Origin of the sequence: Streptomyces fulvoviolaceus (assembly GCF_000718165.1) — a bacterium.
Classification (GTDB): domain Bacteria; phylum Actinomycetota; class Actinomycetes; order Streptomycetales; family Streptomycetaceae; genus Streptomyces; species Streptomyces fulvoviolaceus.
Genome location: NZ_JOEY01000018.1, coordinates 25,437 through 51,842 on the forward strand (window position 1 = coordinate 25,437; position 26,406 = coordinate 51,842).

Sequence of the window (26,406 nt, forward strand, 5' to 3'; positions counted from 1 at the left end):
CTCGGACCCCCCGACGACCTGCCCCCGAACCACTCCCGAGCGAGGAGGCCATGCGTACACCGCGTAGGACCCCCACAGCCGGCGCCGAGACGCCGCTCCAGACGCCCGTGCGCGGCCGCCGTGCGCACGCCGGACCCCCGGCCGAGGAAATCCCGGACGAATCCCTGGGCCCGGCACCGGACGACATATCCGCGCCCGCGGGACGGTGGCGGATACGCCCGCGCACGGTCCGAGCCAAGATCGTCTGTCTGCTGATGGTGCCCGTCGTCTCGCTGCTCGCCCTGTGGGCGTACGCCACCGTGAGCACCGCCCAGGACGTGGCCCGGCTGCGGCAGTTGCAGCGCGTGGACGACGAGATCCGGTCCCCCGTCGCCGCAGCCGTCGCCGCGCTCCAGACAGAGCGCGTGGCCGCGGTCGGCTACGCCACCGACCCGTCCGCCGGGCAGAGCGGCGACTTCCGCAAGCTCACCGAACGCACGGACCGGGCCGTGGCGAAGCTCCGGCTCGGCGGCGGCAACACCATCGCCGACAGCGAGGAGCTGCCCGCCGGAGTCGCCCAGCGCCTCGAAGCGTTCGTCACCGGCGCCGAACAACTGCCCTCGCTGCGCACCGACGTGCTCGACCGCAGCGTCGGCTGGGACGAGACGTACGGCCGGTACACGAAGACCATCGCGAGCGCCTTCGGCGTCGGCGGGGCCCTCACCAGCATCCAGGACGCCGATCTCGGCTCCGACGCGCGCGTACTGCTCGAGTTCTCCCGCGCGGGAGAGTCCCTGGCCCAGGAGGACGTCGTCCTCACCAGCGCGCGTCTCGCGGGCGGCCTCTCCGGAGAGCGGCTGCGGCTGTTCACCGGCGCCGTCGACACCCGCCGCGCCCTCACCGAGGCCGCCGTGTCCGACCTGCGCGGCTCCGAACGCGCCGACTGGCGGAAGCTCGCCGACAGCAGCGCCTATACGGCCATGACCGCCGCCGAGGACAGGATCCTCGCCTCAGGCTCTGGTACCCGGGCGGTCGACACGACGCCGGAAGCCACCTGGCAAGGGGCACACACGCGCGTGCAGGACGGCATGCGGACCATCGAGCAGGACGCCGGGAGCAGCGTCGCCGACCGGGCCGACCCGTTCACCCGCGGGCTGCTCACCCCCGCCGGCGCGGCCGTCCTCCTCGGCCTCCTCGCTGTCGCCGCCTCGCTCGTCATCTCGGTACGCATCGGCCGCGGCCTCGTCGTCGAACTCGTGAGCCTGCGCAACAGCGCCCTGGAGATCGCCCGTCGCAAACTCCCCGAGGCCATGGGGAGGCTGCGGGCAGGCGACGAGATCGACATCCAGGCCGAGGCCCCGCCCGGCCCGCCCGCGGAGGACGAGGCGGGACAGGTCGCCGAGGCCCTGAGTACCGTGCACCGGGCCGCGCTGCGGGCCGCCGTGGAGCGCGCCGAACTCGCCAGCGGGATCTCCGGGGTCTTCGTCAACCTCGCCCGCCGCAGCCAGGTCCTCGTCCACCGTCAGCTGAGCCTGCTCGACAGCATGGAACGCCGCTCCGACGACCCGAACGAGCTGAGCGACCTCTTCCGGCTCGACCACCTCACCACCCGTATGCGCCGCCACGCGGAGAGCCTGATCATCCTCTCCGGAGCGGCACCCGGCCGGGCCTGGCGCATGCCGGTCTCGCTGACGAACGTGGTCCGCGCCGCCGTGTCCGAAGTCGAGGACTACGCGCGCGTGGAGGTACGGCAGCTGCCCGACGCGTCGGTCGTCGGCGGGGCCGTCGCCGACCTCACCCACCTGCTGGCCGAGATCATCGAGAACGCCGCCCAGTTCTCGCCTCCCCACACGCGCGTGCGCGTCACCGGCGAGCCCGTCGGCAACGGCTACGTCGTCGAGGTCGAGGACCGCGGCCTGGGCATGGGCAAGGACACCCTCGCGGAGGCCAACCACCGGATCGAGCAGTCCGAGGCACTCGACCTGTTCGACAGCGACCGGCTCGGCCTGTTCGTGGTCAGCCGGCTCGCCGCCCGGCACGGCATCAAGGTGCATCTGCGCACCTCGCCCTACGGCGGCACCACCTCGGTCGTCCTCCTGCCCACGGCCCTGCTGCACACCAGTGCGGTGGAACGTTCCCCCGCCAGGGCCGCGGACGCGGAACGGCCCCTGGAACGCGAGTACGCGCGCGTGCCCGACGCCGACCGGGACCAGGAGTCCGTCCCGGCGTCGGCCGACCGACCCGCACTGGTGGCTCCCGTGTCGGCCGTGGCCAAGGGCACGAACGACACCCCACCCCCCGGAGTCACGACCTTGCGCCTGCACCGTCCGCCCGACGAGCCCGAGGATTCCGACGATCTTCCCCGCCGGGTACGGCAGGCGAACCTCGCTCCCCAACTGCGCGAGCGACGCTCCGAGGAACCGGCGCAGGAGCCCCCCGCTCCGGGCGAAGAGCGGCGCACGCCCGAGGTCGTACGCGACCGTATGGCGGCGTACCGCGCCGGCTGGGCGCGCGGGGGCGGCAGGGAGCCGGGCCGCGGTGCCACCCCAGATTCCCCAGCGGGCAGCGACAGCAGCGAAGGAGACCCTTCATGATCCAGGACCCGAGCATGAGGACCGCGGGGCGGTCCGGTGAACTCGACTGGCTGCTGGACGACTTGGTGCTGCGGGTGCGCGAGGTGCGGCACGCGGTCGTGCTGTCCAACGACGGGCTCGCCGTGGGCGCGTCGACCGACCTCCGCCGCGAGGACGCGGAACACCTCGCCGCGGTCTCCTCCGGCTTCCACAGCCTGGCCAAGGGCGCGGGCCGGCACTTCGGCGCCGGAGGCGTGCGCCAGACCATGGTCGAGATGGACGACGGCTTCCTGTTCGTGGCCGCCGCGGGCGACGGCTCCTGTCTCGCCGTCCTCACCGCCGTGACCGCCGACATAGGCCTGGTCGCCTACGAGATGGCGCGGCTCGTCAAACGTGTCGGCGAGCACCTCTACACGCCGCCGCGCGTCGGCGCGCGGCCGCCCGCAGCCGGATGAGACCGAAGGGCGGTCAGGTGGACATGACCGAGGACATGGGCGCCCTGCACGAACAGGGCAGCCAGTGGTACGACGGCGAGGCCGGACCCCTCGTCCGCCCCTACGCCATGACGGGCGGCCGCACCAGGTCCGGCCCCACCGGAGTACGTTTCGACCTGATCGCGCTCGTCACCCTCGACGCGGGCGCGCCCGGCGTCGACGACGACACCGCGCTCGGGCCGGAACACCGGGCCCTGATCGAACTGTGCCGCACGGAGACGCAGTCGGTCGCGGAACTCGGGGCGGGCGCCGACCTGCCCGTGGGTGTGGTGCGCGTGCTCCTGGGCGATCTGCTGGAACTCGGCTGCGTCACCGTCAGCCGTCCCGTTCCGCCCGCTCAGCTGCCTGACGAACGGATTCTGCGCGAGGTGATCGAAGGGCTGCGTGCACTGTAGATGAACGTTCAGAACCGGGCAAAAAGCGGTCCAATGCCCCGAAGGGAATCCCCAGTTGCCATGATGCTGCCTTCGCATTCCGACGTCGACCGTTGCCGGTACTCCCGAGAGAAGTGATCGATGGTCTCCGAGCACTCCGACGCCCAGGACGGCGAGACGACCGCACTGGCGTTGAAGATACTGGTCGCCGGCGGGTTCGGCGTGGGCAAGACCACCCTGGTGGGCGCGGTCAGTGAGATCAGGCCGCTGCGCACCGAGGAACTGCTCAGCGAGGCGGGCCAGTTGGTGGACGACACCGGCGGCGTGGACCAGAAGGTCACCACGACGGTCGCCATGGACTTCGGGCGGATCACCATCCGGTCCGGGCTCTCCCTCTACCTCTTCGGCACTCCGGGCCAGGACCGCTTCTGGTTCCTGTGGGACGAGTTGTCGCAGGGAGCCCTGGGTGCCGTGGTCCTCGCGGACACCCGCCGTCTGGAGGACTGCTTCCCGGCGGTCGACTACTTCGAGCACCGGCACATCCCGTTCGTGGTGGCCGTCAACTGCTTCACGGGCGCCCGGACGTACGGCGCCCACGACGTCTCCCGCGCCCTCGATCTCGACCAGGGCACCCCCGTGGTGCTCTGCGACGCACGTGACCGCGACTCGGGAAAGGAGGTGCTGATCCGGCTGGTGGAGTACGCCGGGCGGATGCACACCGCCCGGCTGCTCGACTCGGTGGGCTGACCGCGGGACTCGGTCAACTTCCGTGCCACGCCCCGTCCTCCTTGCCCCCGCGGACGGTCGTGGGGAAGGCTGGGGAGAGATCCTCCGGCCAGGGGGAGACGTCGCACGGGGAGACGGGGAACATGGCGGAGAAGCAGGGACTCGACTGGCTGCTGGACGACTTGACCGAGCGTGTCGAACACGTGCGGCACGCACTGGTGCTGTCCAACGACGGGCTGGTGACCGGGGCGAGTACGGGACTGCGCCGCGAGGACGCGGAACATCTCGCCGCCGTCTCGTCCGGACTGCACAGCCTCGCCAAGGGTTCGGGACGCCACTTCGGGGCGGGCAGAGTACGGCAGACGATGGTCGAGTTCGACGACGCCGTGCTGTTCGTCACCGCGGCGGGCACCGGCAGCTGTCTGTGCGTGCTCAGCGGCTCGGAGGCCGATATCGGCCAGATCGCCTATGAGATGACCCTGCTCGTCAACCGGGTCGGCGAGCACCTCGCCGTGGACGCCCGTCAGCCCGAGCAGAACCCTGTCATAGACCTCTGACCTGCATGTTTTCCTACCTTCGTGGAGTTATCCACAGGCTCGCCACGCATCTCGTCGAACCGGCTACGGTTTTTGTCACGGCGAGCGCACACAGCGTGAGCCCATGACTCCACGGGGGAGAACGACCATGTCAGGCAGCGCCATCACCAAGCCCCACCCGTACTCCTACGCGCCGAGCCGCGCCGCACGGGAACTGGGGCTCAAACGAAGTGAGTTCGACCTGGCCGTACACCTCGGCCACATCCTGAGCGTCCCCGACGAAGGGGGCGGGGGCCGTCGTGTCACCCGCTCCGAGATCGCCCGCCTGTGTGCGGGGGACGGCTTCCCCGACGCGCTGCTGGAGCGTGTGCGGGTCGTGGGCACCACTGAGGGCGCGGCCGTGATGGACGTGCCGGCCGGCCGGTTCACTCGGCTGGCGCGTCTGGGCATGGTGACACCGGTGCGCTTCTATCTGAACCGCTATCGAGCCGTGGTCTGGTTGTATCTGGCCGAGGAACTGAGGCAGTTCGCGGCCGACGAGGCGAACACCTCGCTGCTGAACGCCCGTCGTATGCCCGAAGGGCTGCGCGGCATGCTGGACGCGGGGGTGGATCTGCGTCCGCGCAACTGGCGGGGGCGTCACCGCGGGTTCCTGCTGCGACTGGCCGACGATCCGTGGGAGAGCGCCGGGGCCCTGGCCGCCTTCCTCGACCCCGCCCAGATCTCGGAAATCGTCCCGGACCCCTATGAGCGCTCCCACTTGAACCGCTTCCGGCCGGGGCCGCCGACCCACGGGACACAGGGTTCGCCCGCCTCGCACATCACCGAGCGGATCATGACGGCTGACGACCCGGACGAGATCAGCTGGCTGAGGGCCGACCTGGCCCGAGCCCTGGAGGACGCCCGCAGGTTTCGGCCCGCGCCACGACCTGCGGCGAAGCAGGCACTCCCCGAAACGGAGCACCGTTCCCCTGTGCCCGAGGAACGGTCCCGCGGCCTGCTGGGGCGGCTCTGGCGCAGAAGCGCGTGACCTACAGCGCCCGGAACAGCCCCTCCTGGACGACGGACACGAGCATGCGGCCTTCCAGGTCGTAGATCCGGCCGCGGGCCAGACCACGGCCACCCGTCGCGATCGGCGACTCCTGGTCGTACAGGAACCACTCGTCCGCGCGGAACGGCCGGTGGAACCACATGGCGTGGTCCAGCGACGCGATGTCGAAGCTGCGCGGGCCCCACAGGGGTTCGACCGGGATGCGGACGGCGTCAAGAAGGGTCATGTCACTGGCGTAGGTCAGCGCGCAGGTGTGCACCACCGGGTCGTCGCCGAGCGGTCCGACCGCGCGCATCCACACCGCGCTGCGCGGCTCGCCGCTCTTGACCTCTTCAGGCGTCCAGCGCAGCCGGTCCACATAGCGGATGTCGAAGGGCTGACGGCGTGCCATCCGCTCCAACTGCTCCGGCAGCGCGCCCAGATGCTCCCGGATCTCGTCCGTGACCGTCGGCAGCGACTCCGGATCCGGGACCTTGCGGGCCGGCGGCAGCTGGTGGTCGAAGGAGCCTTCCTCGGGCTTGTGAAAGGAGGCGGTGAGATTGAAGATCGTGCGGCCCTGCTGCACGGCGGTGACCCGGCGGGTGGTGAACGACCGCCCGTCCCGTACCCGCTCGACCTGGTACACGATCGGCACGCCCGGCCGGCCCGGGCGCAGGAAGTACGCGTGCAGCGAGTGCACCGGGCGCTCGCCGTCCGTGGTGCGGGCGGCGGCGACCAGCGCCTGGCCCGCCACCTGGCCGCCGAAGACCCGCTGCAGGGACTCGTTCGGGCTCAGGCCACGGAAGATGTTGACCTCGATCTGCTCGAGGTCGAGCAGGTCGACGAGCCTCTCGGCCGGGTTCGTCATGGGTGGGATTCTCCTGTGCTCACAGCTGGCCGACATCAGTGACACGAACGATCGCACGGCCCTCCGCGTCCGAGGCAGCGAGGTCGATCTCCGCGCTGATGCCCCAGTCATGATCGCCGTTCGGGTCGGCGAAGGTCTGCCGGACGCGCCACAGACCGTTCTGCGGCACCTCCTCGATCTGCAGCAGCTTGGGGCCGCGGGCGTCGGGGCCGGTACCGAGGTCGTCGTACTCGTCCCAGTACTTGTCCATTGCCTCGCCCCAGGCATCGGCGTCCCAGCCGACCTCGGAGTCCAGCTCGCCCAGTTCCTCGACGTGGTCGAGCGCGGCGAGCTCGACGCGGCGGAACATGGCGTTGCGGACCAGGACACGGAAGGCGCGTGCGTTGGTGGTGACCGGCTTGACCTCGTCGGCCCTCTCCTGGGCCTCCTCGGCGGTCATCACCTCCGGGTTGGCGAGCTGCTCCCACTCGTCCAGCAGGCTGGAGTCGACCTGGCGCACCATCTCACCGAGCCACTCGATGAGGTCCTGCAGGTCCTCGGACTTGAGGTCGTCCGGGACGGTGTGGTCCAGCGCCTTGTAGGCACCGGCGAGGTAACGCAGGACAATGCCCTCGGTGCGGGCCAGCTCGTAGACGGAGACCAACTCCGTGAAGGACAGCGCCCGTTCGTACATGTCGCGGACCACGGACTTCGGGGACAGAGGATGGTCGCCGACCCAGGGATGACTCTTGCGGTAGGTGTCGTACGCGTGGAAGAGCAACTCCTCCAGCGGCTTCGGGTAACTGACGTCCTGGAGACGCTCCATGCGCTCCTCGTACTCGACGCCGTCCGCCTTCATCGCGGCCACGGCCTCGCCCTTCGCCTTGTTCAGCTGGGCGACGAGGATCTGCCGCGGATCGTCCAGCGTCGACTCGACGACCGACACCATGTCCAGGGCGTAGGACGGCGATTCGGGGTCGAGCAGCTCGAACGCGGCGAGCGCGAAGGTGGACAGCGGCTGGTTCAGCGCGAAGTCCTGCTGCAGGTCCACGGTGAGGCGGACGATGCGGCCCTCGGCGTCCGGCTTGTCGAGCTTCTCGACGATGCCGCCGTCCAGCAGCGAACGGTAGATGGCGATCGCCCGCCGGATGTGCCGCAACTGCTGCTTGCGCGGCTCGTGGTTGTCCTCCAGCAGGTGGCGCATCGCCTCGAAGGCGTTGCCCGGCCGGGCGATGACCGACAGCAGCATCGTGTGCGTCACCCGGAAGCGGGACGTCAGCGGCTCCGGGTCGGAGGTGATGAGCTTCTCGAAGGTGCTGTCGGTCCACCCGACGAAGCCCTCGGGCGCCTTCTTGCGGACGACCTTCCGGCGCTTCTTCGGGTCGTCGCCCGCCTTGGCGAGCGCCTTCTCGTTCTCCACCACGTGCTCGGGAGCCTGCGCGACGACGAAGCCCGCCGTGTCGAAGCCCGCGCGTCCGGCGCGGCCGGCGATCTGGTGGAACTCACGGGCGCGCAGCGTGCGCACGCGAGTGCCGTCGTACTTGGCCAGTGCCGTGAACAGCACCGTGCGAATGGGGACGTTGACGCCCACACCGAGCGTGTCCGTGCCGCAGATGACCTTCAGCAGACCGGCCTGGGCGAGTTTCTCCACCAGGCGCCGGTACTTGGGCAGCATGCCGGCGTGATGGACACCGATGCCGTGCCGTACGTAGCGGGAGAGGTTGCGGCCGAACTTGGTGGTGAAGCGGAAGTTGCCGATCAGCGCGGCGATCTGGTCTTTCTCCTCGCGCGTGCACATGTTGATGCTCATCAGCGCCTGCGCTCGCTCCACGGCCTGCGCCTGCGTGAAGTGCACGATGTAGACGGGCGCCTGCCTGGTCTCGAGGAGCTCGGTCAGCGTCTCCGTGAGCGGGGTGAGCTTGTACTCGTAGGACAGGGGTACGGGTCGGGTCGCCGAGCGGACCACCGAGGTCGGGCGGCCGGTGCGCCGGGTGAGGTCCTTCTCGAACATCGAGACGTCGCCGAGCGTGGCCGACATCAGGATGAACTGCGCCTGGGGCAGCTCCAGGATCGGGATCTGCCAGGCCCAGCCGCGGTCCCCCTCCGCGTAGAAGTGGAACTCGTCCATCACGACCTGGCCGACATCGGCGTGCTTGCCGTCGCGCAGGGCGATCGAGGCGAGCACCTCGGCGGTGCAGCAGATGACGGGCGCGTCGGAGTTGACGGACGCGTCGCCGGTCAGCATGCCGACGTTCTCGGTACCGAAGATCTTGCAGAGCTCGAAGAACTTCTCCGACACGAGCGCCTTGATCGGGGCGGTGTAGAAGGTGACCTCGTCACGGGCCAGGGCGGCGAAGTGCGCAGCCGCCGCGATCATGCTCTTACCGGAGCCGGTGGGCGTCGACACGATCACGTTCGCACCGGAGACCACCTCGATCAGCGCCTCCTCCTGGTGGGAGTAGAGCGTGAGACCCCGCTCCTGCGTCCACGACTCGAAGGCTTCGTAGAGGGCGTCTGGGTCGGCGGTCGGTGGGAGCTGATCGATGAGGGTCACCCACCCATCTTGCCTGCCCTCCTGCCCTATAGGGGAATCGGATGCAGGTACGAAGATCGCGAACGCTACGCTGTGTCGCCGACGGAGCGTCAGCGCGGTCGGTCAACTGGACAGTGGCTCAAGAGGAATGGGGCGGGCAACGCCGATGATGGGACCAGCACACTCACTGTCGGGGGCCGCGGCCTGGCTCGGCGTCGGTGCCGCGGCGGCCGCGACCGGGCACACGATGCCCTGGCCGGTACTCCTGACCGGCGCCCTGATCTGCGCCGGAGCCGCACTCGCCCCGGACCTGGACCACCAGGCGGCGACCATCTCCCGGGCGTTCGGGCCCATCTCCCGGGGCCTGTGCGAGATCGTCGACAAGCTCTCGTACGCCGTCTACAAGGCCACCAAGAAGCAGGGCGACCCGCGCCGCTCCGGCGGGCACCGCACCCTCACCCACACCTGGCTGTGGGCCGCGCTGATCGGCGCGGGCGCCTCGGTGGCGGCGATCACCGGTGGCCGCTGGGCCGTGCTGGCGATCCTGTTCGTGCACATGGTGCTGGCCATCGAGGGCCTGCTGTGGCGGGCGACCCGTGGCTCCAGCGCCGACATCCTGGTCTGGCTGCTGGCCGCGACCAGCTCCTGGATCATCGCCGGAGTCCTGGACAAGCCGGGCAACGGCTCGGAGTGGCTGTTCACGCAGCCGGGCCAGGAGTACCTGTGGCTGGGGCTGCCGATCGTGCTGGGCGCGCTGGTGCACGACATCGGGGACGCACTGACGGTCTCCGGCTGCCCGATCCTGTGGCCCATCCCGGTGGGCCGCAAGCGCTGGTACCCCATCGGGCCGCCGAAGGTCATGCGGTTCCGCGCGGGCAGCTGGGTCGAGCTGAAGGTGCTGATGCCGGTGTTCATGGTGCTCGGGGGAGTGGGCTGCGCGGCGGCGCTGAACTTCATCTGAGGAACCGGCCGCCACGGGTTCGAACCCGGGGGTCAGCCGCCCTGGCCCGTCCCACCGCCGTAGCGCCGCTCGAACTGAGCGATACGCCCCTCCGAGTCCACCGTCCGCGCCTTGCCGGTGTAGAACGGGTGGCTCTTCGAGGAGATCTCCACGTCCACCACCGGGTAGGTCTCGCCGTCGTCCCACTCGATGGTCTGGTCGCTGGTCGCGGTGGACCGGGTCAGGAAGGCGTATCCGGCGGCGCGGTCGCGGAAGACGACGGGGCGGTAGTCCGGCTGCTTGTCTTGCTGCATGTGTGCTCCTTGTGTGGCGTCGGCGAACTGCAGGGCCTCGGCCATGCGGTCGTCGGCGTGGGGGCGGGCAGGTCAGCCGGACAGGGCGTCCTCGTCGACGATGTGCATCGCGGCCTCCTCGGCGGAGGCGGCCGCACCGTCGATGCCCACGTCCGTCGCGATCAGCGCGCTCTCGTCGTCCTCGTGCGCACCTTCGTCGGGTGCCACGAGACGGCCGGAGCGGACGGAGCCGACCTCGTTGTCGAGGAGTTCGCCGTCGGTGCCGTCGCAGTCGCCGAGGCCGTCGCCGTCGGGTGCGGGGAGGTCCGGAACCTCCTCGGCGAGTCGCTGGTCCAGGGTCTCGCCCTGTCGGCGCTCGGCGGCCGTGACGCCGGTGTGCTCCACCGCCCATGGTCTGTCCGGTGGGGACCAGCCCCGGTCGAGGGGGTCGCCGACACCGTCGTTGTCCAGGGTGTCCTCCGCGTCGAGCAGACCGGCGTCGTCCTGGACCTCGGATCCGTCGGGCTGGTAGACGTCGTCTCCCCATCCGTCGGCGCTGTTCACGGATACCTCCAGGTGGTGGGGACGGGCCCGGTGTCACCGCGGTCGGCGGAGGGCCGCCGGTGCACGGGGCACAGACTGCACCCGGGGAACCCGAACCGGTTCCCGGGCACTCCCCGAGCCGGTGCCGATATCCAGCCTTCCACCCCTTTTCGGGACCGCGCAACGGCACGGGAGGAGGACATGTCCGGCCGTTCGGCGTCAGCCGTCCAGATCTGCCGACGACCAGACACGGTCGTCGTCCGTCACCAGCTCGACGCGGTCGATCGTGTCGGCGGCCCCGTAGGCGATCCAGGTGGCCTGTCCGGAGGACGGCATCCACCACTGGCCGGCGGTGCGCGAGGAGCCGTCCTTCAGGAGCAGCCGGCAGGTGTAGTGGGCGCCGGGGCGGCCGTCCGTGATCTGCATGACCATGACGCGGTCGTCGCCGTAGCGGCTCGGTTCCACGGTGCCGACGGTCGCACCCGAGCGGGTGACCAGCAGGGCTCCGTGGTCGCTCGTGGCCACCTGGACGGGTGCCGATTCGTGGTCGAGCAGCACGGCACCGGCCACGCCCAGGCAGATTCCGGCGGCCGCGGCGGCGGCGACCAGCAGCCGGAGCCGGTACGACCTGCGGGCGCCGGAGGAGTGGGGGCCGGCGACCTGTGCGGAGGGCGCGCGCAGCTCCAGGCGGTCGAGGACCCGCGCGTCGAACCCGGGCGGAGCCGCCGCCGCGGGCGCCGCCGGCAGCACGGCGTCGACGGACGCGGAGATGTCGTCGTACGTGGAGCGGCAGGCCGGGCAGCCGGCGAGGTGGCGCAGGAGGCCGGCCGGTTCGCCGGGGAGGGTGCCGAGGGCCAGCGCGATCAGTTCGTCCTCGTCGGGGTGGCGTTCCGGGTCAGGGTGGCGTTCCATCGCGGCTTCCCTCCTTCAGCGCGTCGCGCAGCCTTCTCAGGCCGGTGCGGATCCGGGTCTTGGCGGTGCCGAGGGGGATGTTCTCGTGCCGGCCCACCTCGGCGGCGGTGCAGCCGCCGAACACGGCGAGCGCGACCGCGCGGGCCTGCTCGGCCGGCAGGGACCGCAGGCGTGCGAGGGCGCGCTCGCTCTCCAGCGCGACCAGAGCCAGCCGCTCCGTGGAGTGGGCCTCGGCGTCGGCCCGGAGTGTCACGTCGAGGAGCCGTTCCAGGGTCTCGGCCAGGACAGGAGTGGAGCGCCGCGCCCGGACCGCGTCGATGGCCGCGTTGCGGGTGATGGTCAGCAGCCAGGTGAGCGCCGAGGCACGGCGGGGGTCGTAGTTCCCCGCCGCCCGCCAGGCCCGGACGAACACCTCCTGGCTCACGTCCTCGGCGAGGGGCGGGTCGTGGGTCACCGACAGGGCCAGGCCGTACACCGCGTCCTGAAAGCGGCGTACGAACGCGACCGACGCCTGCTCGTCGCCCAGCGCGAAGCCGGCGACGAGCGAGGCGTCGTCGACCCGGTCAGCGCGCGAGAACAGCTCCACACCCATGTATACGTCCGAACCGGGTGAAGGGATTGAAGCCGGGCGAAGGGAGTGAACCCGGGCCGAGGGGTGGAACGCGGTCCGGCGCAATCCCTCCGTACCCCTCGCCCGTACAACCTCCGTCGGAAGGGACGGAGACATGATGAGCCGAAGCAGGATCACCGTGGCCGGGTTCGCCCTCGTCGCGGCACTGGGATTCGCCGGCTGCGGGGGCGGCGGCAACGGCGACAGCGGCAGTCAGGGCGGCCGGGCACCCGCGGCCATGGACACCTCGACCGTCAGGATCGACGACTCACCGCTGGGCGACATCCTCGTCGACGGCAGCGGTCGCACGTTGTACCTGTTCACCGAGGACGGGAAGAACACCAACTCCATGGACTGCGACGCGGCATGCCTGAAGCTGTGGCCGCCCATGGAGGGCGAGCCGGAAGCGGGCACCGGCGTCGAGGCGAGCCTCATCGGGACCACCAAGGGCAGCGAGCCCCAGGCGACCTACGCCGGACACCCGCTCTACTACTACGCCGACGACCGAGCGGCCGGAGACGTGAAGGGACAGGGCATCGACAAGATCTGGTACGTGCTCGACGCCGAGGGGACGGCGGTCAAGAAATCCGTCCCCTCGACTGAGGACAACGACAACGGCGGTTACGGCTACTGACGCCCAGCCCCGTACTGACACTCACCCGTGCCAGGACCGCCACAGCGCCGCGTAGGCACCGTCCGCCGCGACCAGCTCGTCGTGGCTGCCCAGCTCGCTGATCCGGCCGTTCTCCACGACGGCGATGACGTCCGCGTCGTGGGCGGTGTGCAGCCGGTGCGCGATCGCGACGACCGTGCGGCCGTCGAGGACGCGGGCCAGCGACCGCTCCAGGTGGCGGGCCGCCCGTGGGTCGAGCAGGGAGGTCGCCTCGTCCAGGACCAGCGTGTGCGGGTCGGCCAGCACCAGCCGGGCCAGCGCGATCTGCTGGGCCTGGGCCGGAGTGAGCGCCAGCCCGCCCGAGCCGACCTCGGTGTCCAGACCCTCGTCGAGCGCCTGCGCCCAGCCGTCCGCGTCCACCGCGCCGAGGGCCGCCCACAGCTCGGCGTCCTCGGCACCCGTGCGGGCGAGCAGGAGGTTGTCGCGCAGGGAGCCCACGAAGACGTGGTGCTCCTGGTTGACGAGGGCCACGTGCTCGCGGACCCGTTCGGCGGGCATCCGGGACAGTTCGGCGCCGCCCAGGGTGATGCGGCCGTCCCGGGGCGCGTAGATGCCGGCCAGCAGCCTGCCCAGCGTGGACTTGCCCGCTCCGGAGGGGCCGACCAGTGCCAGCCTGGTGCCGGGCGCGACCTCCAGGGAGACCTTGCGCAGGACGTCCACGCCCTCTACATAGCCGAAGTGCACCCGGTCCGCGTGCACGTCACGCCCGTCGGGGACCAGCGCCGCCTCGCCGGTCTCCGTCTCGATGTCCCGTACGCCGACCAGCCGGGCCAGCGACACCTCGGCGACCTGGAGCTCGTCGAACCAGCGCAGGATCAGGTTCACCGGGTCGACGAGCATCTGCGCGATCAGCGCACCGGTCGTCAGCTGACCGACGTCGATCCAGCCCCGCAGGACGAACCAGCCGCCGATCATCAGGACCGAGCCGAGCACGGTCACATGGGTGACGTTGATGACCGGGAAGAGCACCGACCGCAGCCACAGCGTGTAGCGCTCCCAGGCCGTCCACTCCTTGATCCGGCGGTCCGACAGTTCGATACGGCGGCGGTCGAGCCGGTGGGCCTCGACGGTGCGCCCGGCGTCCACGGTCTCGGCGAGTGCGGCGGCCACGGCGGCGTACCCGGCGGACTCCGAGCGATAGGCGGACGGCGCCCGCCGGAAGTACCAGCGGCAGCCGACCACCAGCAACGGCAGGGCGAGCAGCACGGCGGCCGCCAGCGGCGGTGCCGTGATCACCAGCCCGCCCAGGAGCAGGGCCGTCCACACCACACCGATGGCCAGCTGCGGCACGGCCTCGCGCATGGCGTTGCCGAGCCGGTCGATGTCCGTCGTGATCCGGGACAGCAGATCGCCCGTCCCGGCCCGCTCCAGGACACCCGGCGGCAGCCCGACCGAGCGCACGAGGAAGTCCTCGCGCAGGTCGGCCAGCATCCGCTCGCCGAGCATCGCACCGCGCAGCCGCACCTGTCGTACGAACACGGCCTGGACGATCAGCGCGAGCACGAACAGCCCGGCGACGAGCTCCAGATGGAGTTCCCGCGCGTCCTCCGAGACGCGCTCGACGAGCCCGCCCAGGAGCCACGGGCCGACCATCGACGCGAGCACGGAGACCGTGTTGACGGTGATGAGGAGCAGGAAGGCCCGGCGGTGCCGGTGGAACAGTTCGGCCACGTAGGCGCGTACGGTCGCGGAGGCGCCGACGGGCAGGGTGTTCGCCGTCGTCGGTGCCGCCGGGTCGTAGGCCGGTGGCGCCACGCCGATCATGCTGTCTCCTCGATCTCTTCCAGGACGCCCCGCAGGGCGGCTTCGTCTTCGGTCTCGCGGGTCACGACCGCTCGGTACCGGGGCTCGGTGTGCACCAGTTCGCGGTGCACACCGACCGCGGCGACCTCGCCCTCGTGCACGAGCACGACGCGGTCGGCGTGGTCCAGGAGCAGGGGCGAGGAGGTGAACACCACGGTCGTGCGTCCCGCCCGCAGCTCCCGCACCCCTTCCGCGATCCGCGCCTCCGTGTGCGAGTCGACCGCGGAGGTCGGCTCGTCCAGGACGAGGACCTCCGGGTCGGTCAGCAGTGACCGGGCCAGTGCGAGGCGCTGGCGCTGGCCGCCCGACAGGGAGCGTCCGCGTTCGGTGATGCGCGCGTCCATCGGGTCCTCGGCGTCGAGCGACCCCTGCACGAGCGCGGCCAGGACGTCCCCGCACTGCGCGGCCGCCAGCGCCTCCTCGGCACCGACGTCGCCCGAGGCGGGCACGTCGAGCAGTTCACGCAGCGAACCCGACAGCAGCACCGGGTCCTTGTCCTGGACCAGGACGGCGGTCCGGGCGGAGCCGAGCGGCAACTCGTCCAGCGGTACGCCGCCCAGCAGCACCGAGGTGCCCTCCTCCGCGGGGTGCCCGCCCAGCCGTTCGGCCAGCCGTCCCGCCGCGTTCGGGTCGCCGCACACCACGGCGGTGAGCCGGCCGGTCGGCGCGAGCAGACCGGTGGCCGGGTCGTACAGGTCCCCGGACGGCACGTCGGCCGCGCGCGACCCCTCGGTGTCGGTGGCCCGCTCCAGCGACAGCACCCGGGCGGCCCGCATGGCCGAGGGCCGGGAGAAGGAGTACGCCATGGCGATCTCCTCGAAGTGCCGCAGCGGATAGGTCAGGACCATGACCGAGCTGTAGACGGCGACCAGTTCGCCGACCCCGATCCGGCCGTCGCGGGCCAGCTGGACGCCGTACCAGACGACCGCGATCAGCAGCAGTCCCGGCAGCAGCACCTGGATCGCGGAGATCAGGGACCACATCCGGGCGGTGCGCACGGCCGCGTGGCGGACCTCCTGGGAGGCGCTGCGGTAGCGCTCGAGGAAGAGCTCCTCGCCGCCGATGCCGCGCAGCACACGCAGTCCGGCGACGGTGTCCGAGGCCAGTTCGGTGGCCCGGCCCGCCTTCTCGCGCTGGAAGTCGGCCCGCCGGGTCGCCCGGGGCAGCAGCGGCAGCACGGCGAGGGCCATGACGGGCAGGCCGACGGCGACGACGACGCCGAGCGACGGCTCGTAGAAGACCAGACCGACACAGACCAGCACGACGGTGAGCGCCGCCGCGGTGAACCGCGACCAGGCCTCCACGAACCAGCCGATCTTCTCGACGTCACCCGTGGAGACGGCCACGACCTCGCCCGCCGCCACCCGCCGGGTCAGCGCCGAGCCCAGCTGGGCGGCCTTGTGGGCCAGCAGCTGCTGGACGCGCGCGGCGGCCGTGATCCAGTTGGTGACCGCGGTCCGGTGCAGCCAGGTGTCGCCGACCGCCTGGCCGACGCAGGCCAGCGCCAGCAGCCCGCCCGCGAGGAGGAGGCGGCGACCGGAGCGGTCGACGACCGCCTGGATGGCGAGGCCGACGCAGAAGGGCAGGGCCGAGACGGAGACGAAGTGCAGCAGCCCCCAGGCCAGCGACTTGAACTGCCCGCCCAGCTGATTCCGGAAGAGCCACCACAGGAATCGGGGACCCGAGCGCGCGTCCGGCACACCCGGGTCGGGATACGGAAGGTCTTGAATCTGCATGACGGGTGACGTCCCAGTGGCTCGTGTCAGGGGGTGGAGGGAGCCGCGAACGGCGGCAACAAACCGTGAAAGGTTCGCGTCAGAGCGTGGTCGGAAGCAAACGGTTTTCTGCCCGAGGGGCTGTCTTCCGGACGCGGTGCGACCATGGAGCGATGCGAAGTGGTGGTGCACGACGTGCTGTTGTCGCGACGGCGGTGCTCGGATTCCTTCTGACGGCTCTGGGGGGCTGCGGCGGCCAGGACCCGGAGCGCCCCAAGGCCACGGAACCGCGGGCCGAAGCCACCGGCAGCGCTGCCGACCCGACCCGCATCCCCGGACTCGGAGACCGGCTGCGGCAGCGGATCCCCGCCGCCTCCCGCCAGGTCGTGGCCGTCTACGGCGACGGCAAGGACTCCGCCGACTCCACGGCCGTCCTCTACACGAAGCAAGGCTCCACCTGGGACCGCATCCGCAGCTGGCCCGCGCACAACGGCAAGAAGGGCTGGACCACCGACCACCACGAGGGCGACAAACGCAGCCCCGTCGGTGTGTTCACCCTCAGCGACGCGGGCGGCGTGCTCCCGGATCCCGGAGCCGGGCTCCCGTACACGCGGTCGGCCGGTTTCGCTGCCCCGCGCTGGTGGTCCAAGTCGTACTGGCACGACTTCGACTACGTCATCGCCATCGACTACAACCGAGTCAAGGGCACCCCGCCGAACGACCCGACCCGCCCGGAAGGCTATGAAAAGGGCGGCGGAATCTGGCTGCACATGGACCACGGCAGCGGCACGTCGGCCTGCATCAGCCTGTCCGAACAGGCGATGGCGTACCTGCTGCGCACGCTCGCCCCGGACCGGCATCCCGTGGTGGTGATGGGGGACAGGGCGGACCTGAAGGCCTAAGGCTCATGGGGGAGGCGGCATTGCGGGGGATGCCCGACTGGCCGTAGAACACCGGCCATGAAGAGACGGATCATCATGTCCATGCTCGCCGGAGCGACCCTGCTGGCCGGCACTCTGCTGGGGGCACCCGCGGCCCAATCCGCCGACGTCCCCACGGAGTTCGGCACCGACTGGCACGACCCCGCCACCGCGGCCCCGCCCGTCACGAAGCCCTCGGGCAGGTCCTGCCAAGTCACCGTCGCCGAAGCGCAGTTCCGCGACTTCACCCCGTACCGGGGCACCTACACGCCACCCCAGGGCTGCGGCGACAGCTGGAGCAAGGTCGTGCTGCGCCTGGACGGCAAGGTCAAGGGGCGGCAGTTCGACCGGCTCGGGTACCTGCACATCGGCGGGGTCGAGGTCTTCCGTACGTCGACGCCCCAGCCCTCGCCCGACGGCATCGAGTGGTCCGTCGAGAAGGACGTCACGCGCTACAGCGACACGCTCCGCGAGAGCCAGGACGTCGAGATGCTGATCGGGAACGTCGTCGACGACACGTACACCGGCATCCTCGACGTCAAGGTCACGCTGACGTTCTACGCGGGACGGCAAGCCGCCGCCCCGGACCGGGTGTTGACCCTCGCGGACGACGGAGGCATCACCACCCCGCGCAACAGCGAACGCATCGTCGCCGAGGTGTACGCCACCGGCTCCGGAGGCGGCTGCGAGGAGTACTGGTACCTGACGGTGCCCAGCGAGGCCCCGTACTCCTGCCAGGCCGACGGCGGCCCCTACCGCGAGGTGCAGATCAAGGTCGACGGTCAACTCGCGGGCATCGCCGCCCCGTTCCCGACCGTGTGGACCGGTGGCTGGTCCAATCCGTTCCTCTGGTACGTCATTCCAGGACCGCGTGCCTTCGACATCAAGCCGATCGAATACGACCTGACACCCTTCGCCGGCATCCTCAACGACGGGCGCCCGCACCAAGTCGAGGTCTCTGTCGTCGGGGTGCCCGAGGGGCAGAGCGGCTGGAGCACGCCCGTCAACGTCCTCGTCTGGCAGGACGCGAAGAGCACACAGGTCACCGGGAAGCTCACCACGCACAAGGTCGGCGAGCTCTCCAACTCCTCGACGTACACGCCCGGTTCGGAACACCACGTGGACACCGAGGGTGACCACCGGCTGACCGTCGCCGGATACGTCGACACCTCGCGGGGCCGGGTCACGACCACGGTCACCCGCTCGCTCGCCCACACCTCCGTGCACCGCTGGGCCGACGGCGAGAACCCCGACGCGCTCGACGCCACCTGGACGGACGACGAGTCGGTCACCGTCGACGGCCGCGGACCGGCACACACCACGCGCACCCACCGGACGTACACGATGGACGGCACGACCACCATCGGCGCCGGCGACCGGCTGCGCACCGTACTGACCCTCGGTGACCGTGCCGCGGTGACCGAGTCGAGCCAAGGCCGCCGGACCGCCTGGTCCCGGCTCGACGACACCTACACGGGCGACGCCACGTACACGATCAACGTCCCGCGCGACCAGCGGCACGCGGTCGGGACGACGAGCGAGCGCTACCGGCTGTACGGCTCGGACGGCTGCTACGACCGCTCCCTCACCACCGTCCAGGGAGTGCTCACCGAGGAACGCAGCGACTGCTGAGGCCAGTTGTGTGCGATGTGTCACACGCGGCGTGATTTACGCGGCTGAAACACGGCGGTCTTGTCTGAGATCGACGGCGCATTCAAAGTGATCGACACGGAATCCGCTTTCCGTATCGCAGAAGTCCCCGTTCAGGCTTCTGCGTGCCAACGTCCCCCGCTAGGAGTGCCCGTGCCGCCGTCCGTCGTCCCGTCCCTGCCGCGACGCGTCGCACGCATACTGCGTACCTCTCTCTTCGCGCAGGTCGCCTGCGCGCTCGTGATCGGAATCGTCGTCGGGAAGCTGTGGCCCGACTTCGCCGCGGATCTCCAGCCGCTCGGCGACGGTTTCACCCGGCTCATCAAGACGATCATCTCGCCGCTCGTGTTCTGTGTGGTCGTCGTCGGTATCGCCAAGGCCGGTGACCTGAAGGCGTTCGGCCGGATCGGGCTCAAGGCCCTCATCTGGTTCGAGGTCGCGAGCACGCTGGCGCTGATCATCGGTCTCATCGCCGCCAACGTCGTCCAGCCCGGTTCGGGCATGAACGTCGACCCGTCCACGCTCAACACCTCGGCGGTCGACGCGAAGACGGGCGGCGGCTCGCTGCCCTCGACGACCGAGTTCATCGTGAACGCGCTGCCCACCAGCTTCATCGGCGCCTTCGCCGAGAACTCCCTGCTCCAGGTGCTCATCCTGGCCTGCCTGGTGGGCGCCGCCCTGCTGCACCTCGGCCACACCAAGGTCCCGCAGGTCCTGCCCGCCATCGAGCAGGCCCAGGAGATCATCTTCGCGATCGTCGGCTTCGTGATGCGACTCGCCCCGATCGCGGTGTTCGGCGCGATGGCCGTCCTGATCGGCCAGTACGGCCTCGGTGTCATCGAGACGTACGCCAAGCTGATCATCCTGTGCTACGTGGCCGCCGCGCTCTTCATCGCGCTCCTCGCGGTCGCCCTCAAGATCGTCACCGGGCTCAGCCTCTGGAAGTTCCTGCGCTACATCCGTGAGGAGATGCTCCTCGCGCTCGGCACCGCCTCCACCGAGTCCGTCATGCCGCGCGTCATGCAGAAGCTGCGCAAGGCCGGCGCCCGCGACGACGCCGTGGGCCTGGTGCTGCCGACCGGCTACTCGTTCAACCTCGACGGTGCCTCGCTCTACCTGTCCATCGGCACGCTGTTCATCGCCCAGGCCGTCGGCGTGGACCTCAGCCTGAGCCAGCAGATCACCGTGGTCCTGGTGCTCATGCTGACCAGCAAGGGCATGGCGGGCATCCCCGGCTCCGCCTTCCTCGCCCTGGCCGCGACCGCCTCCTCGCTGGGTGCCATCCCGGCCGGCGCCGTCGCCCTGCTCCTCGGCGTGGACCGCATCATGGACTCGATGCGCGTCGTGACCAACCTGCTCGGCAACTGTGTCGCGGTCTTCGCGGTCTCCCGGTGGGAGGGCGCGCTGGACACGGAGAAGGCGAAGAAGGTGCTGGACGGCGAGATCGTGCCCACGGAGGAGGAGTCCCCCGATAAGTCCGAGCCGGTCGCGTCCGACCCTGACGGCGAGCCCGCCACCGTACCGGCTCAGTCGGCCAAGGAACCGGCCCCCGAGGCCAGTTGACGATCAGGCCACGAGGCCGGTCGACGACCACAGCACGACGGGCCGCGGTCACCGCTCCAGCAGTACGGAGCGGTGACCGCGGCCCGTTTCACGTGCTCAGCAGCTCCGCCCGCGCGGAGGCATCCCGTCCACCAGCGTGTCCAGCAGTCCGCCTAGCACCGCACGCTGCTCGTCCGTCAGCGGAGCCAGGATCTCCTCGGCCGCGGACCTGCGGACGCCGTGCAGCTCCCGCAGGGCCTTGTGCCCGTCGTCGGTCAGCTCGATGCGGATCACCCGGCGATTGGTCGGGTCCGGCACCCGGCGCACCATGCTGCTCGCCTCCAGCCCGTCGACGAGCGTCGTCACCGCCCGCGGCACCACCTCCAGGCGCTCCGCGAGGTCGGCCATGCGGGGCGGCGAGTCGTAGTGCGCGAGGGTGCGCAGCAGCCGGGACTGGGCCGGGGTGACGCCGAGGCCGCGCTGGTGCAGCTGGTGTTTCTGGATGCGGTGCACACGGCGGGTCAGCCGCAGCAGCTGCTCGGCGAGCTGACCGCCGGAATCGGGGGTGGTCATGCGGGAACAATATCAGGATGCAGTTCATTGTGAGCATAGGTAACAATGAGCTAAGCTCCGTCAGTCCGCCGCCGGGCCACTGTCAGGCCCGGCACCCCGACCATCCGCCGTCTCACCCTCCGTAGGAGACCATGCCCCGCGACGACATCAAGTGGACCCCCACCCCCGGCACCTCGACCGACGAACCCCGGCAGGTGCGCCGTATCCTCCGACTCTTCAAGCCCTACCGGGCCCGGCTCGCGGTCGTCGGCCTGCTGGTCGGCGCCTCGTCCCTGGTCACCGTGGCCACCCCGTTCCTGCTCAAGGAAACGCTGGACGTCGCCATCCCCGAGGGCCGCACCGGCCTGCTGAGCCTGCTCGCGCTCGGCATGATCGTCAGCGCCGTCCTCACCGGCATCTTCGGCGTTCTGCAGACCCTGATCTCCACAACGGTCGGCCAGCGCGTCATGCACGACCTGCGCACCGCGGTCTACGGCCGTCTGCAGCGCATGTCGCTCGCCTTCTTCACCCGCACCCGCACCGGCGAGGTGCAGTCCCGCATCGCCAACGACATCGGCGGCATGCAGGTCACCGTCACCTCGACGGCCACCTCCCTGGTCTCCAACCTGACCAGCGTCGTCGCCACGATCATCGCGATGGTCGCCCTCGACTGGCGTCTGACCGTCGTCTCGCTGCTCCTGCTGCCGGTGTTCGTGTGGATCAGCCGCCGCGTCGGCAACGAACGCAAGAAGATCACCACCCAGCGCCAGAAGCAGATGGCCGCGATGGCCGCGACCGTCACCGAGTCGCTCTCCGTCAGCGGCATCCTGCTCGGCCGCACGATGGGCCGCTCCGACTCGCTCACCCGGTCCTTCGCCGACGAGTCCGAGAGTCTGGTCGACCTCGAAGTGCGCTCGAACATGGCCGGCCGCTGGCGCATGGCCGTCATCGGGATCGTCATGTCCGCGATGCCCGCGTTCATCTACTGGACCGCCGGTCTCGCCCTTCAGACGGGCGGCCCCGACATCTCGATCGGCACCATCGTCGCCTTCGTCTCGCTCCAGCAGGGCCTGTTCCGCCCGGCCGTGAGCCTGCTGTCGACCGGCGTCCAGATCCAGACCTCGCTCGCGCTCTTCCAGCGCATCTTCGAGTACCTCGACCTGCCGATCGACATCACCGAACGGGATCAACCGGTCCACCTGGACCGCATCAAGGGCGAGGTCCGCTTCGAACGGGTCGAGTTCCGCTACGACGACAAGAGCGGCCCGATCATCGACGGCATCGACGTCACCGTCCCCGCGGGCGGGAGTCTCGCGGTCGTCGGCCCGACCGGCGCAGGCAAGTCCACGCTCGGCTATCTGGTGCCCCGGCTCTACGACGTGACCGGCGGCCGCGTCACCCTCGACGGGGTCGACGTCCGCGACCTCGACTTCGACACCCTCGCGCGGGGCATCGGCGTCGTCTCCCAGGAGACGTACCTCTTCCACGCCTCGGTCGCCGAGAACCTCCGTTTCGCCAAGCCGGACGCGACCGACGAGGAGATCGAGCAGGCGGCGAAGGCGGCTCAGATCCACGACCACATCGCGTCGCTGCCCGACGGCTACGAGACGGTGGTGGGGGAGCGCGGCCACCGCTTCTCCGGCGGCGAGAAGCAGCGCCTGGCCATCGCCCGGACCATCCTGCGGGACCCGCCCGTCCTCATCCTGGACGAGGCGACCAGTGCCCTGGACACCCGCACCGAACACGCCGTCCAGGAAGCCATCGACGCGCTCTCGGCCAACCGCACCACGCTCACCATCGCGCACCGCCTGTCCACCATTCGGAGCGCCGACCAGATCGTGGTCCTCGACTCCGGGCGCGTGGCTGAACGCGGCACCCACGAGGAACTGCTGGAACAGGAGGGGCGGTACGCGGCCCTCCTGCGCCGGGACGCCCAGCTGGAACCGAGCAGCTGATCCAACGGGAACCGACCAGCTGAACCGAAACCGACAAACTGAAGATATGCCGGGTTTGTGACGATATGCGGGTTAACGTGCCCGCATGCCAATGAACACTCCGCCACGGAGCACGATTCGACTGACGCGCCGGGGCCGTCTCGTCCTCATCGCGACCGGGGCCGTCGTGGCCGCCACCGCCGTGGCGGTGCCGCTGCTGAGCCTCGACAGTGACGCCGAGAAGAAGCCCACCACCCTGGTGATCCCGGAGGGCTGGCGCGCCGGGCAGGTCTACGACGCCGTCGACAAGGCCCTCGCCCTGCCCGTCGGCACTGCCAAGAAGTCGCTGCCCAAAGCCAATCTGAAGCTGCCGAACGACGCGGAGGGCAACCCGGAGGGCTACCTCTTCCCGGCGACGTATCCGCTGGAGCGGAACGGGAAGAAGGCGACGCCCGAGTCGCTGCTGTCGTTCATGGTCAACACCGCGAACCAGAAGTTCAACGGCGCCCCGATCGCGGCCGGTGCGCAGCGCAACGCGATGAACGTCTACCAGGCGGTCACCATCGCGAGCATCATCCAGGCCGAGGCGGCCACCAAGGCCGACATGGGGAAGGTGGCCCGGGTCGTCTTCAACCGTCTGGAGCGCGGCATGCCGCTGCAGATGGACTCCACCCTCAACTACGCCCTGAACCGCTCCACGCTGAAGACGACCAGCGCGGACACCCGGATCGACAGCCCCTACAACTCGTACCAGCGCATGGGCCTGCCGCCCACCCCGATCGACAACCCGGGCGTGGAGGCCGTGCGCGCGGCGATCTCCCCGACTCCGGGCGACTGGCTGTACTTCGTGACCGTGAAGCCCGGCGACACCCGCTTCACGGCCAACTACGAGGAACACCAGCGCAACGTGGCCGAGTTCAACCGCAATCAGCAGAGCGCGAAGAAGTCCGGATGACCCGACGGGGCCTCAGGCGGCGACCGGCTCCTGCCGCAGCAGTCGCCTGATGTCCCGCACGGCCGCACGGCCCGCGCGGTTGGCGCCGATGGTGCTCGCCGACGGGCCGTAGCCCACGAGATGGATCCGCGGATCGGTGACCGCGCGCGTGCCGTCGACGCGGATCCCGCCGCCCGGTTCGCGCAGCCTCAGCGGTGTCAGGTGGTCGATGACGGGGCGGAATCCGGTGGCCCACAGGATGACGTCGGCTTCGACACGCCGTCCGTCGTTCCACTCCACACCCTCGGGCGTGATCCGGTCGAACATCGGCAGCCGGTCCAGGACCCCGTCGTCGAGCCCCTGCCGGATCGCGTCGTTGAGCGGCAGCCCGGTCACCGAGACGACGCTCCGCGGCGGCAGCCCCTGCCGCACCCGCTCCTCGACGAGCGCCACGGCCTCCCGGCCCACGTCCTCGGTGAAGGGCCCCTCGCGGAACACCGGCGGCCGCCTGGTCACCCACGTGGTGGCGGCCGCGTACGGGGCGATCTCCATGAGGTGCTGGGTGCCGGACGCACCCCCGCCCACCACGATCACCCGCTGCCCGGCGAACGCCTCGGGCCCGGGGTACTGCGCGGTGTGCAACTGCCGCCCCCGGAAGGTCTCCTGGCCGGGATAGCGCGGCCAGAACGGCCGGTCCCAGGTGCCGGTCGCGTTGATCAGCGCCCGCGTCGACCAAGTGCCGTCCGAGGTCTCGACGAGCAGCCGGCCGCCGTCACCCTCGCGTACCGCGCGGACGTCGACAGGTCGCCGTACCCGCAGGTCGAAGGTGCGCTCGTACGTCGCGAAGTACTCGGCGATCACCGACGACGACGGTCGCGCCGGATCGGCGTCCGTGAGCTCCATGCCGGGCAACGCGTGCATGCCGTGGACCTTGCCGTACGTCAGCGACGGCCACCGGAACTGCCAGGCGCCGCCCGGCCCGGGGGAGTGGTCCAGCACCACGAAGTCGCGCTCCGGCTCGAAACCGGTGCGGCGCAGGTGATAGGCGCTGGACAGACCTGCCTGCCCAGCGCCTATGACGACAACCTCGACTTCGGCTGTGTTGTTCACGTTTCTACTAACCACACCGAGGCCGTGGATCTTCCCGAGCGGTCAGCGACCGCTCCCCACGAGGATCGGCGCGCCGGTCGTCCGGCCCTCGACCAGCCCACGAGCGGCCAGCTCCGGAATCACGCCCTCCCCGAACCAGTACGCCTCCTCCAGGTGCGGATACCCGGAGAGCACGAAGTGCTCGACACCCAGCGCGTGGTACTCCTCGATCAGATCGGCTACCTCGGAATGGCTGCCGACCATCGCGGTGCCCGCGCCGCCGCGGACCAGACCGACGCCCGCCCAGAGGCCCGGATGGATCTCCAGCTCGGCGCGGGAGCCGCCGTGCAGGGCCAGCATCCGCTGCTGGCCCACCGACTCACTGCGCCCGAGGGCCGTCTGCGCGGCCGCGACCGTGTCCGCGTCGAGGTCGTCGAGCAGCCGGTTCGCGGTTGCCCAGGCCTCGGCCGACGAGTCGCGCGAGATCGTGTGCAGCCGGACCCCGAAGCGGACCTCGCGGCCCTCCCGCTCGGCCAGCGACCGGATCCAGTCGATCTTCTCCTTGACCTGCGCGGGCGGCTCGCCCCAGGTCAGATACACATCCGCGTGCCGCGCCGCGACAGGACCGGCCGCCGGGGACGAGCCGCCGAAGAACAGCTGCGGCAATGGATCCGGCGGCAGCGCGGTCAGCCCGCCGTCGACCTGGTAGTGGCTGCCGTGGAAGTCGTACGGCTCACCGCGCCACACCCCGCGTACGACCGACAGGAACTCGTCCGTACGGGCATAGCGCTGATCGTGGTCGAGACGGTCCCCGAAGCGCCGCTGCTCGGCCGAGTCGCCGCCGGTGACGACGTTGAGGAGCAGCCGCCCGCGCGTGACGCGCTGATAGGTCGCCGCCATCTGCGCCGCGAGCGTCGGTGAGATCAGTCCCGGCCGGAACGCCACCAGGAACTTCAGCCGCTCCGTGTGCTGGGCGAGCGCCACGGTCGTCAGCCAGGCGTCCTCGCACCAGGTGCCGGTCGGGGTGAGCACCGCCTCGAAGCCCAACTGCTCGGCGGCCTTGGCTATTTGGGCGAGGTACTCGATGTCGGGCGCCCGGACCCCGCGCAGCTGCCGGTCCTGGCCCGGCGCGTAGGCGTGCCGGTCCACGAGGGTGCGGCCGTCGCCGCCCGTGGGCAGGAACCAGTGGAGACGTACGGTCATG

The 26,406-nt window shown here is 70.6% G+C and carries 24 protein-coding genes; 13 read left to right on the forward strand and 11 right to left on the reverse strand.

All coding sequences use genetic code 11. From position 1 onward, the window contains the following. Positions 1-50 precede the first annotated feature (50 nt). The 6 genes from IG08_RS0120375 to IG08_RS0120400 all read left to right on the forward strand — a co-directional run bounded on the left by IG08_RS0120375 (position 51) and on the right by IG08_RS0120400 (position 5,712). The gene (locus IG08_RS0120375) at positions 51-2,573 is read left to right on the forward strand and encodes a sensor histidine kinase (RefSeq protein ID WP_030604239.1); all 2,523 of its coding nucleotides are present in this window, start codon (positions 51-53) and stop codon (positions 2,571-2,573) included. Continuing rightward, positions 2,570-3,007 (forward strand): roadblock/LC7 domain-containing protein, encoded by a 438-nt coding sequence (locus tag IG08_RS0120380; protein WP_030604242.1) that lies wholly within the window; start codon positions 2,570-2,572, stop codon positions 3,005-3,007. The genes IG08_RS0120375 and IG08_RS0120380 overlap by 4 nt, the downstream gene beginning before the upstream one ends. A gap of 23 nt (positions 3,008-3,030) precedes the next feature. Beyond that, complete coding sequence (locus tag IG08_RS0120385) at positions 3,031-3,441, forward strand: DUF742 domain-containing protein (protein ID WP_030604245.1); 411 nt, start codon at positions 3,031-3,033, stop codon at positions 3,439-3,441. A gap of 120 nt (positions 3,442-3,561) precedes the next feature. Beyond that, positions 3,562-4,167 carry a GTP-binding protein gene (locus IG08_RS0120390; protein WP_030604246.1) on the forward strand — a complete coding sequence of 202 codons (606 nt, stop codon included), beginning with the start codon at positions 3,562-3,564 and terminating at the stop codon, positions 4,165-4,167. A 122-nt stretch (positions 4,168-4,289) separates the two neighbouring features. Further along, positions 4,290-4,703, forward strand: a complete 414-nt coding sequence (locus IG08_RS0120395; protein ID WP_030604248.1) for a roadblock/LC7 domain-containing protein — start codon at positions 4,290-4,292, stop codon at positions 4,701-4,703. 127 nt (positions 4,704-4,830) lie between these two features. Then, positions 4,831-5,712 carry a DUF6397 family protein gene (locus IG08_RS0120400; RefSeq protein ID WP_030604251.1) on the forward strand — a complete coding sequence of 294 codons (882 nt, stop codon included), beginning with the start codon at positions 4,831-4,833 and terminating at the stop codon, positions 5,710-5,712. Position 5,713: 1 nt separating this feature from the next. Here IG08_RS0120400 and IG08_RS0120405 read toward each other — a convergent pair whose 3' ends face one another. Further along, positions 5,714-6,580, reverse strand: a complete 867-nt coding sequence (locus IG08_RS0120405) for an acyl-CoA thioesterase (protein WP_030604254.1) — start codon at positions 6,578-6,580, stop codon at positions 5,714-5,716. A gap of 19 nt (positions 6,581-6,599) precedes the next feature. Beyond that, complete coding sequence (locus IG08_RS0120410) at positions 6,600-9,113, reverse strand: DEAD/DEAH box helicase (protein WP_030604257.1); 2,514 nt, start codon at positions 9,111-9,113, stop codon at positions 6,600-6,602. Positions 9,114-9,258: 145 nt separating this feature from the next. On the opposite strand from IG08_RS0120410, the gene IG08_RS0120415 reads away from it, so the two are divergent. Next, entirely contained in the window at positions 9,259-10,053 is a 795-nt protein-coding gene (locus IG08_RS0120415; protein WP_030604260.1) for a metal-dependent hydrolase, read from the forward strand. 32 nt (positions 10,054-10,085) lie between these two features. On the opposite strand, the gene IG08_RS0120420 is transcribed toward IG08_RS0120415, so the two are convergent. From IG08_RS0120420 to IG08_RS0120435, 4 genes are all read right to left on the reverse strand, one after another. Then, positions 10,086-10,346: a type B 50S ribosomal protein L31 gene (locus IG08_RS0120420; protein ID WP_030604263.1), complete on the reverse strand. Its 261-nt coding sequence runs from the start codon at positions 10,344-10,346 to the stop codon at positions 10,086-10,088. Between the two features lie 72 nt (positions 10,347-10,418). Then, positions 10,419-10,889: a DUF5709 domain-containing protein gene (locus tag IG08_RS0120425; RefSeq protein ID WP_030604266.1), complete on the reverse strand. Its 471-nt coding sequence runs from the start codon at positions 10,887-10,889 to the stop codon at positions 10,419-10,421. 198 nt (positions 10,890-11,087) lie between these two features. Beyond that, positions 11,088-11,780: a cupin domain-containing protein gene (locus tag IG08_RS0120430; protein WP_030604270.1), complete on the reverse strand. Its 693-nt coding sequence runs from the start codon at positions 11,778-11,780 to the stop codon at positions 11,088-11,090. Beyond that, positions 11,764-12,372 (reverse strand): RNA polymerase sigma factor, encoded by a 609-nt coding sequence (locus IG08_RS0120435; RefSeq protein ID WP_030604273.1) that lies wholly within the window; start codon positions 12,370-12,372, stop codon positions 11,764-11,766. Before IG08_RS0120435 ends, IG08_RS0120430 begins: the two co-directional genes overlap by 17 nt. 136 nt (positions 12,373-12,508) lie before the next feature. Between IG08_RS0120435 and IG08_RS0120440 the strand changes: the two genes are divergently transcribed. Then, the gene (locus IG08_RS0120440) at positions 12,509-13,024 is read left to right on the forward strand and encodes a COG4315 family predicted lipoprotein (RefSeq protein ID WP_030604277.1); all 516 of its coding nucleotides are present in this window, start codon (positions 12,509-12,511) and stop codon (positions 13,022-13,024) included. Positions 13,025-13,045: 21 nt separating this feature from the next. On the opposite strand, the gene IG08_RS0120445 is transcribed toward IG08_RS0120440, so the two are convergent. Together IG08_RS0120445 and IG08_RS0120450 are read right to left on the reverse strand one after the other, a co-directional pair. Further along, positions 13,046-14,827 carry an ABC transporter ATP-binding protein gene (locus IG08_RS0120445; RefSeq protein ID WP_030604281.1) on the reverse strand — a complete coding sequence of 594 codons (1,782 nt, stop codon included), beginning with the start codon at positions 14,825-14,827 and terminating at the stop codon, positions 13,046-13,048. Beyond that, on the reverse strand, positions 14,824-16,602 hold the full coding sequence (locus IG08_RS0120450) for an ABC transporter ATP-binding protein (RefSeq protein WP_030604283.1): 1,779 nt from the start codon (positions 16,600-16,602) through the stop codon (positions 14,824-14,826). Before IG08_RS0120450 ends, IG08_RS0120445 begins: the two co-directional genes overlap by 4 nt. 152 nt (positions 16,603-16,754) lie before the next feature. Between IG08_RS0120450 and IG08_RS0120455 the strand changes: the two genes are divergently transcribed. The 3 genes from IG08_RS0120455 (at position 16,755) to IG08_RS0120465 (ending at position 20,714) form a co-directional block, all read left to right on the forward strand. Continuing rightward, complete coding sequence (locus IG08_RS0120455) at positions 16,755-17,483, forward strand: L,D-transpeptidase family protein (protein ID WP_030604285.1); 729 nt, start codon at positions 16,755-16,757, stop codon at positions 17,481-17,483. Positions 17,484-17,540: 57 nt separating this feature from the next. Beyond that, positions 17,541-19,133 carry a peptide-N4-asparagine amidase gene (locus IG08_RS0120460; protein WP_030604288.1) on the forward strand — a complete coding sequence of 531 codons (1,593 nt, stop codon included), beginning with the start codon at positions 17,541-17,543 and terminating at the stop codon, positions 19,131-19,133. 171 nt (positions 19,134-19,304) lie between these two features. Next, entirely contained in the window at positions 19,305-20,714 is a 1,410-nt protein-coding gene (locus IG08_RS0120465; protein WP_043454778.1) for a cation:dicarboxylate symporter family transporter, read from the forward strand. A 96-nt stretch (positions 20,715-20,810) separates the two neighbouring features. On the opposite strand, the gene IG08_RS0120470 is transcribed toward IG08_RS0120465, so the two are convergent. After that, positions 20,811-21,266 (reverse strand): MarR family winged helix-turn-helix transcriptional regulator, encoded by a 456-nt coding sequence (locus tag IG08_RS0120470; protein ID WP_030604293.1) that lies wholly within the window; start codon positions 21,264-21,266, stop codon positions 20,811-20,813. A 131-nt stretch (positions 21,267-21,397) separates the two neighbouring features. Between IG08_RS0120470 and IG08_RS0120475 the strand changes: the two genes are divergently transcribed. Beyond that, positions 21,398-23,200 carry an ABC transporter ATP-binding protein gene (locus IG08_RS0120475; protein WP_030604295.1) on the forward strand — a complete coding sequence of 601 codons (1,803 nt, stop codon included), beginning with the start codon at positions 21,398-21,400 and terminating at the stop codon, positions 23,198-23,200. Positions 23,201-23,285: 85 nt separating this feature from the next. Then, positions 23,286-24,134: an endolytic transglycosylase MltG gene (gene mltG, locus IG08_RS0120480; protein ID WP_030604297.1), complete on the forward strand. Its 849-nt coding sequence runs from the start codon at positions 23,286-23,288 to the stop codon at positions 24,132-24,134. Positions 24,135-24,146: 12 nt separating this feature from the next. Here mltG and IG08_RS0120485 read toward each other — a convergent pair whose 3' ends face one another. Then, the gene (locus IG08_RS0120485; RefSeq protein ID WP_030604302.1) at positions 24,147-25,223 is read right to left on the reverse strand and encodes an NAD(P)-binding domain-containing protein; all 1,077 of its coding nucleotides are present in this window, start codon (positions 25,221-25,223) and stop codon (positions 24,147-24,149) included. A gap of 42 nt (positions 25,224-25,265) precedes the next feature. Then, a complete protein-coding gene (locus IG08_RS0120490; protein ID WP_030604305.1) occupies positions 25,266-26,405 on the reverse strand; it encodes an LLM class flavin-dependent oxidoreductase in 1,140 nt (379 codons plus the stop codon). Position 26,406: the final 1 nt, after the last annotated feature.

Coding starts and splice junctions, on each gene's coding strand:
- IG08_RS0120375 (WP_030604239.1), top strand. CDS start 51: ATGCGTACACCGCGTAGGACCCCCACAGCCGGCGCCGAGACGCCGCTC.
- IG08_RS0120380 (WP_030604242.1), top strand. CDS start 2,570: ATGATCCAGGACCCGAGCATGAGGACCGCGGGGCGGTCCGGTGAACTC.
- IG08_RS0120385 (WP_030604245.1), top strand. CDS start 3,031: ATGACCGAGGACATGGGCGCCCTGCACGAACAGGGCAGCCAGTGGTAC.
- IG08_RS0120390 (WP_030604246.1), top strand. CDS start 3,562: ATGGTCTCCGAGCACTCCGACGCCCAGGACGGCGAGACGACCGCACTG.
- IG08_RS0120395 (WP_030604248.1), top strand. CDS start 4,290: ATGGCGGAGAAGCAGGGACTCGACTGGCTGCTGGACGACTTGACCGAG.
- IG08_RS0120400 (WP_030604251.1), top strand. CDS start 4,831: ATGTCAGGCAGCGCCATCACCAAGCCCCACCCGTACTCCTACGCGCCG.
- IG08_RS0120405 (WP_030604254.1), bottom strand. CDS start 6,580: ATGACGAACCCGGCCGAGAGGCTCGTCGACCTGCTCGACCTCGAGCAG.
- IG08_RS0120415 (WP_030604260.1), top strand. CDS start 9,259: ATGATGGGACCAGCACACTCACTGTCGGGGGCCGCGGCCTGGCTCGGC.
- IG08_RS0120420 (WP_030604263.1), bottom strand. CDS start 10,346: ATGCAGCAAGACAAGCAGCCGGACTACCGCCCCGTCGTCTTCCGCGAC.
- IG08_RS0120430 (WP_030604270.1), bottom strand. CDS start 11,780: ATGGAACGCCACCCTGACCCGGAACGCCACCCCGACGAGGACGAACTG.
- IG08_RS0120435 (WP_030604273.1), bottom strand. CDS start 12,372: ATGGGTGTGGAGCTGTTCTCGCGCGCTGACCGGGTCGACGACGCCTCG.
- IG08_RS0120440 (WP_030604277.1), top strand. CDS start 12,509: ATGAGCCGAAGCAGGATCACCGTGGCCGGGTTCGCCCTCGTCGCGGCA.
- IG08_RS0120445 (WP_030604281.1), bottom strand. CDS start 14,827: ATGATCGGCGTGGCGCCACCGGCCTACGACCCGGCGGCACCGACGACG.
- IG08_RS0120450 (WP_030604283.1), bottom strand. CDS start 16,602: ATGCAGATTCAAGACCTTCCGTATCCCGACCCGGGTGTGCCGGACGCG.
- IG08_RS0120455 (WP_030604285.1), top strand. CDS start 16,755: ATGCGAAGTGGTGGTGCACGACGTGCTGTTGTCGCGACGGCGGTGCTC.
- IG08_RS0120460 (WP_030604288.1), top strand. CDS start 17,541: ATGAAGAGACGGATCATCATGTCCATGCTCGCCGGAGCGACCCTGCTG.
- IG08_RS0120470 (WP_030604293.1), bottom strand. CDS start 21,266: ATGACCACCCCCGATTCCGGCGGTCAGCTCGCCGAGCAGCTGCTGCGG.
- IG08_RS0120475 (WP_030604295.1), top strand. CDS start 21,398: ATGCCCCGCGACGACATCAAGTGGACCCCCACCCCCGGCACCTCGACC.
- mltG (WP_030604297.1), top strand. CDS start 23,286: ATGCCAATGAACACTCCGCCACGGAGCACGATTCGACTGACGCGCCGG.
- IG08_RS0120490 (WP_030604305.1), bottom strand. CDS start 26,405: ATGACCGTACGTCTCCACTGGTTCCTGCCCACGGGCGGCGACGGCCGC.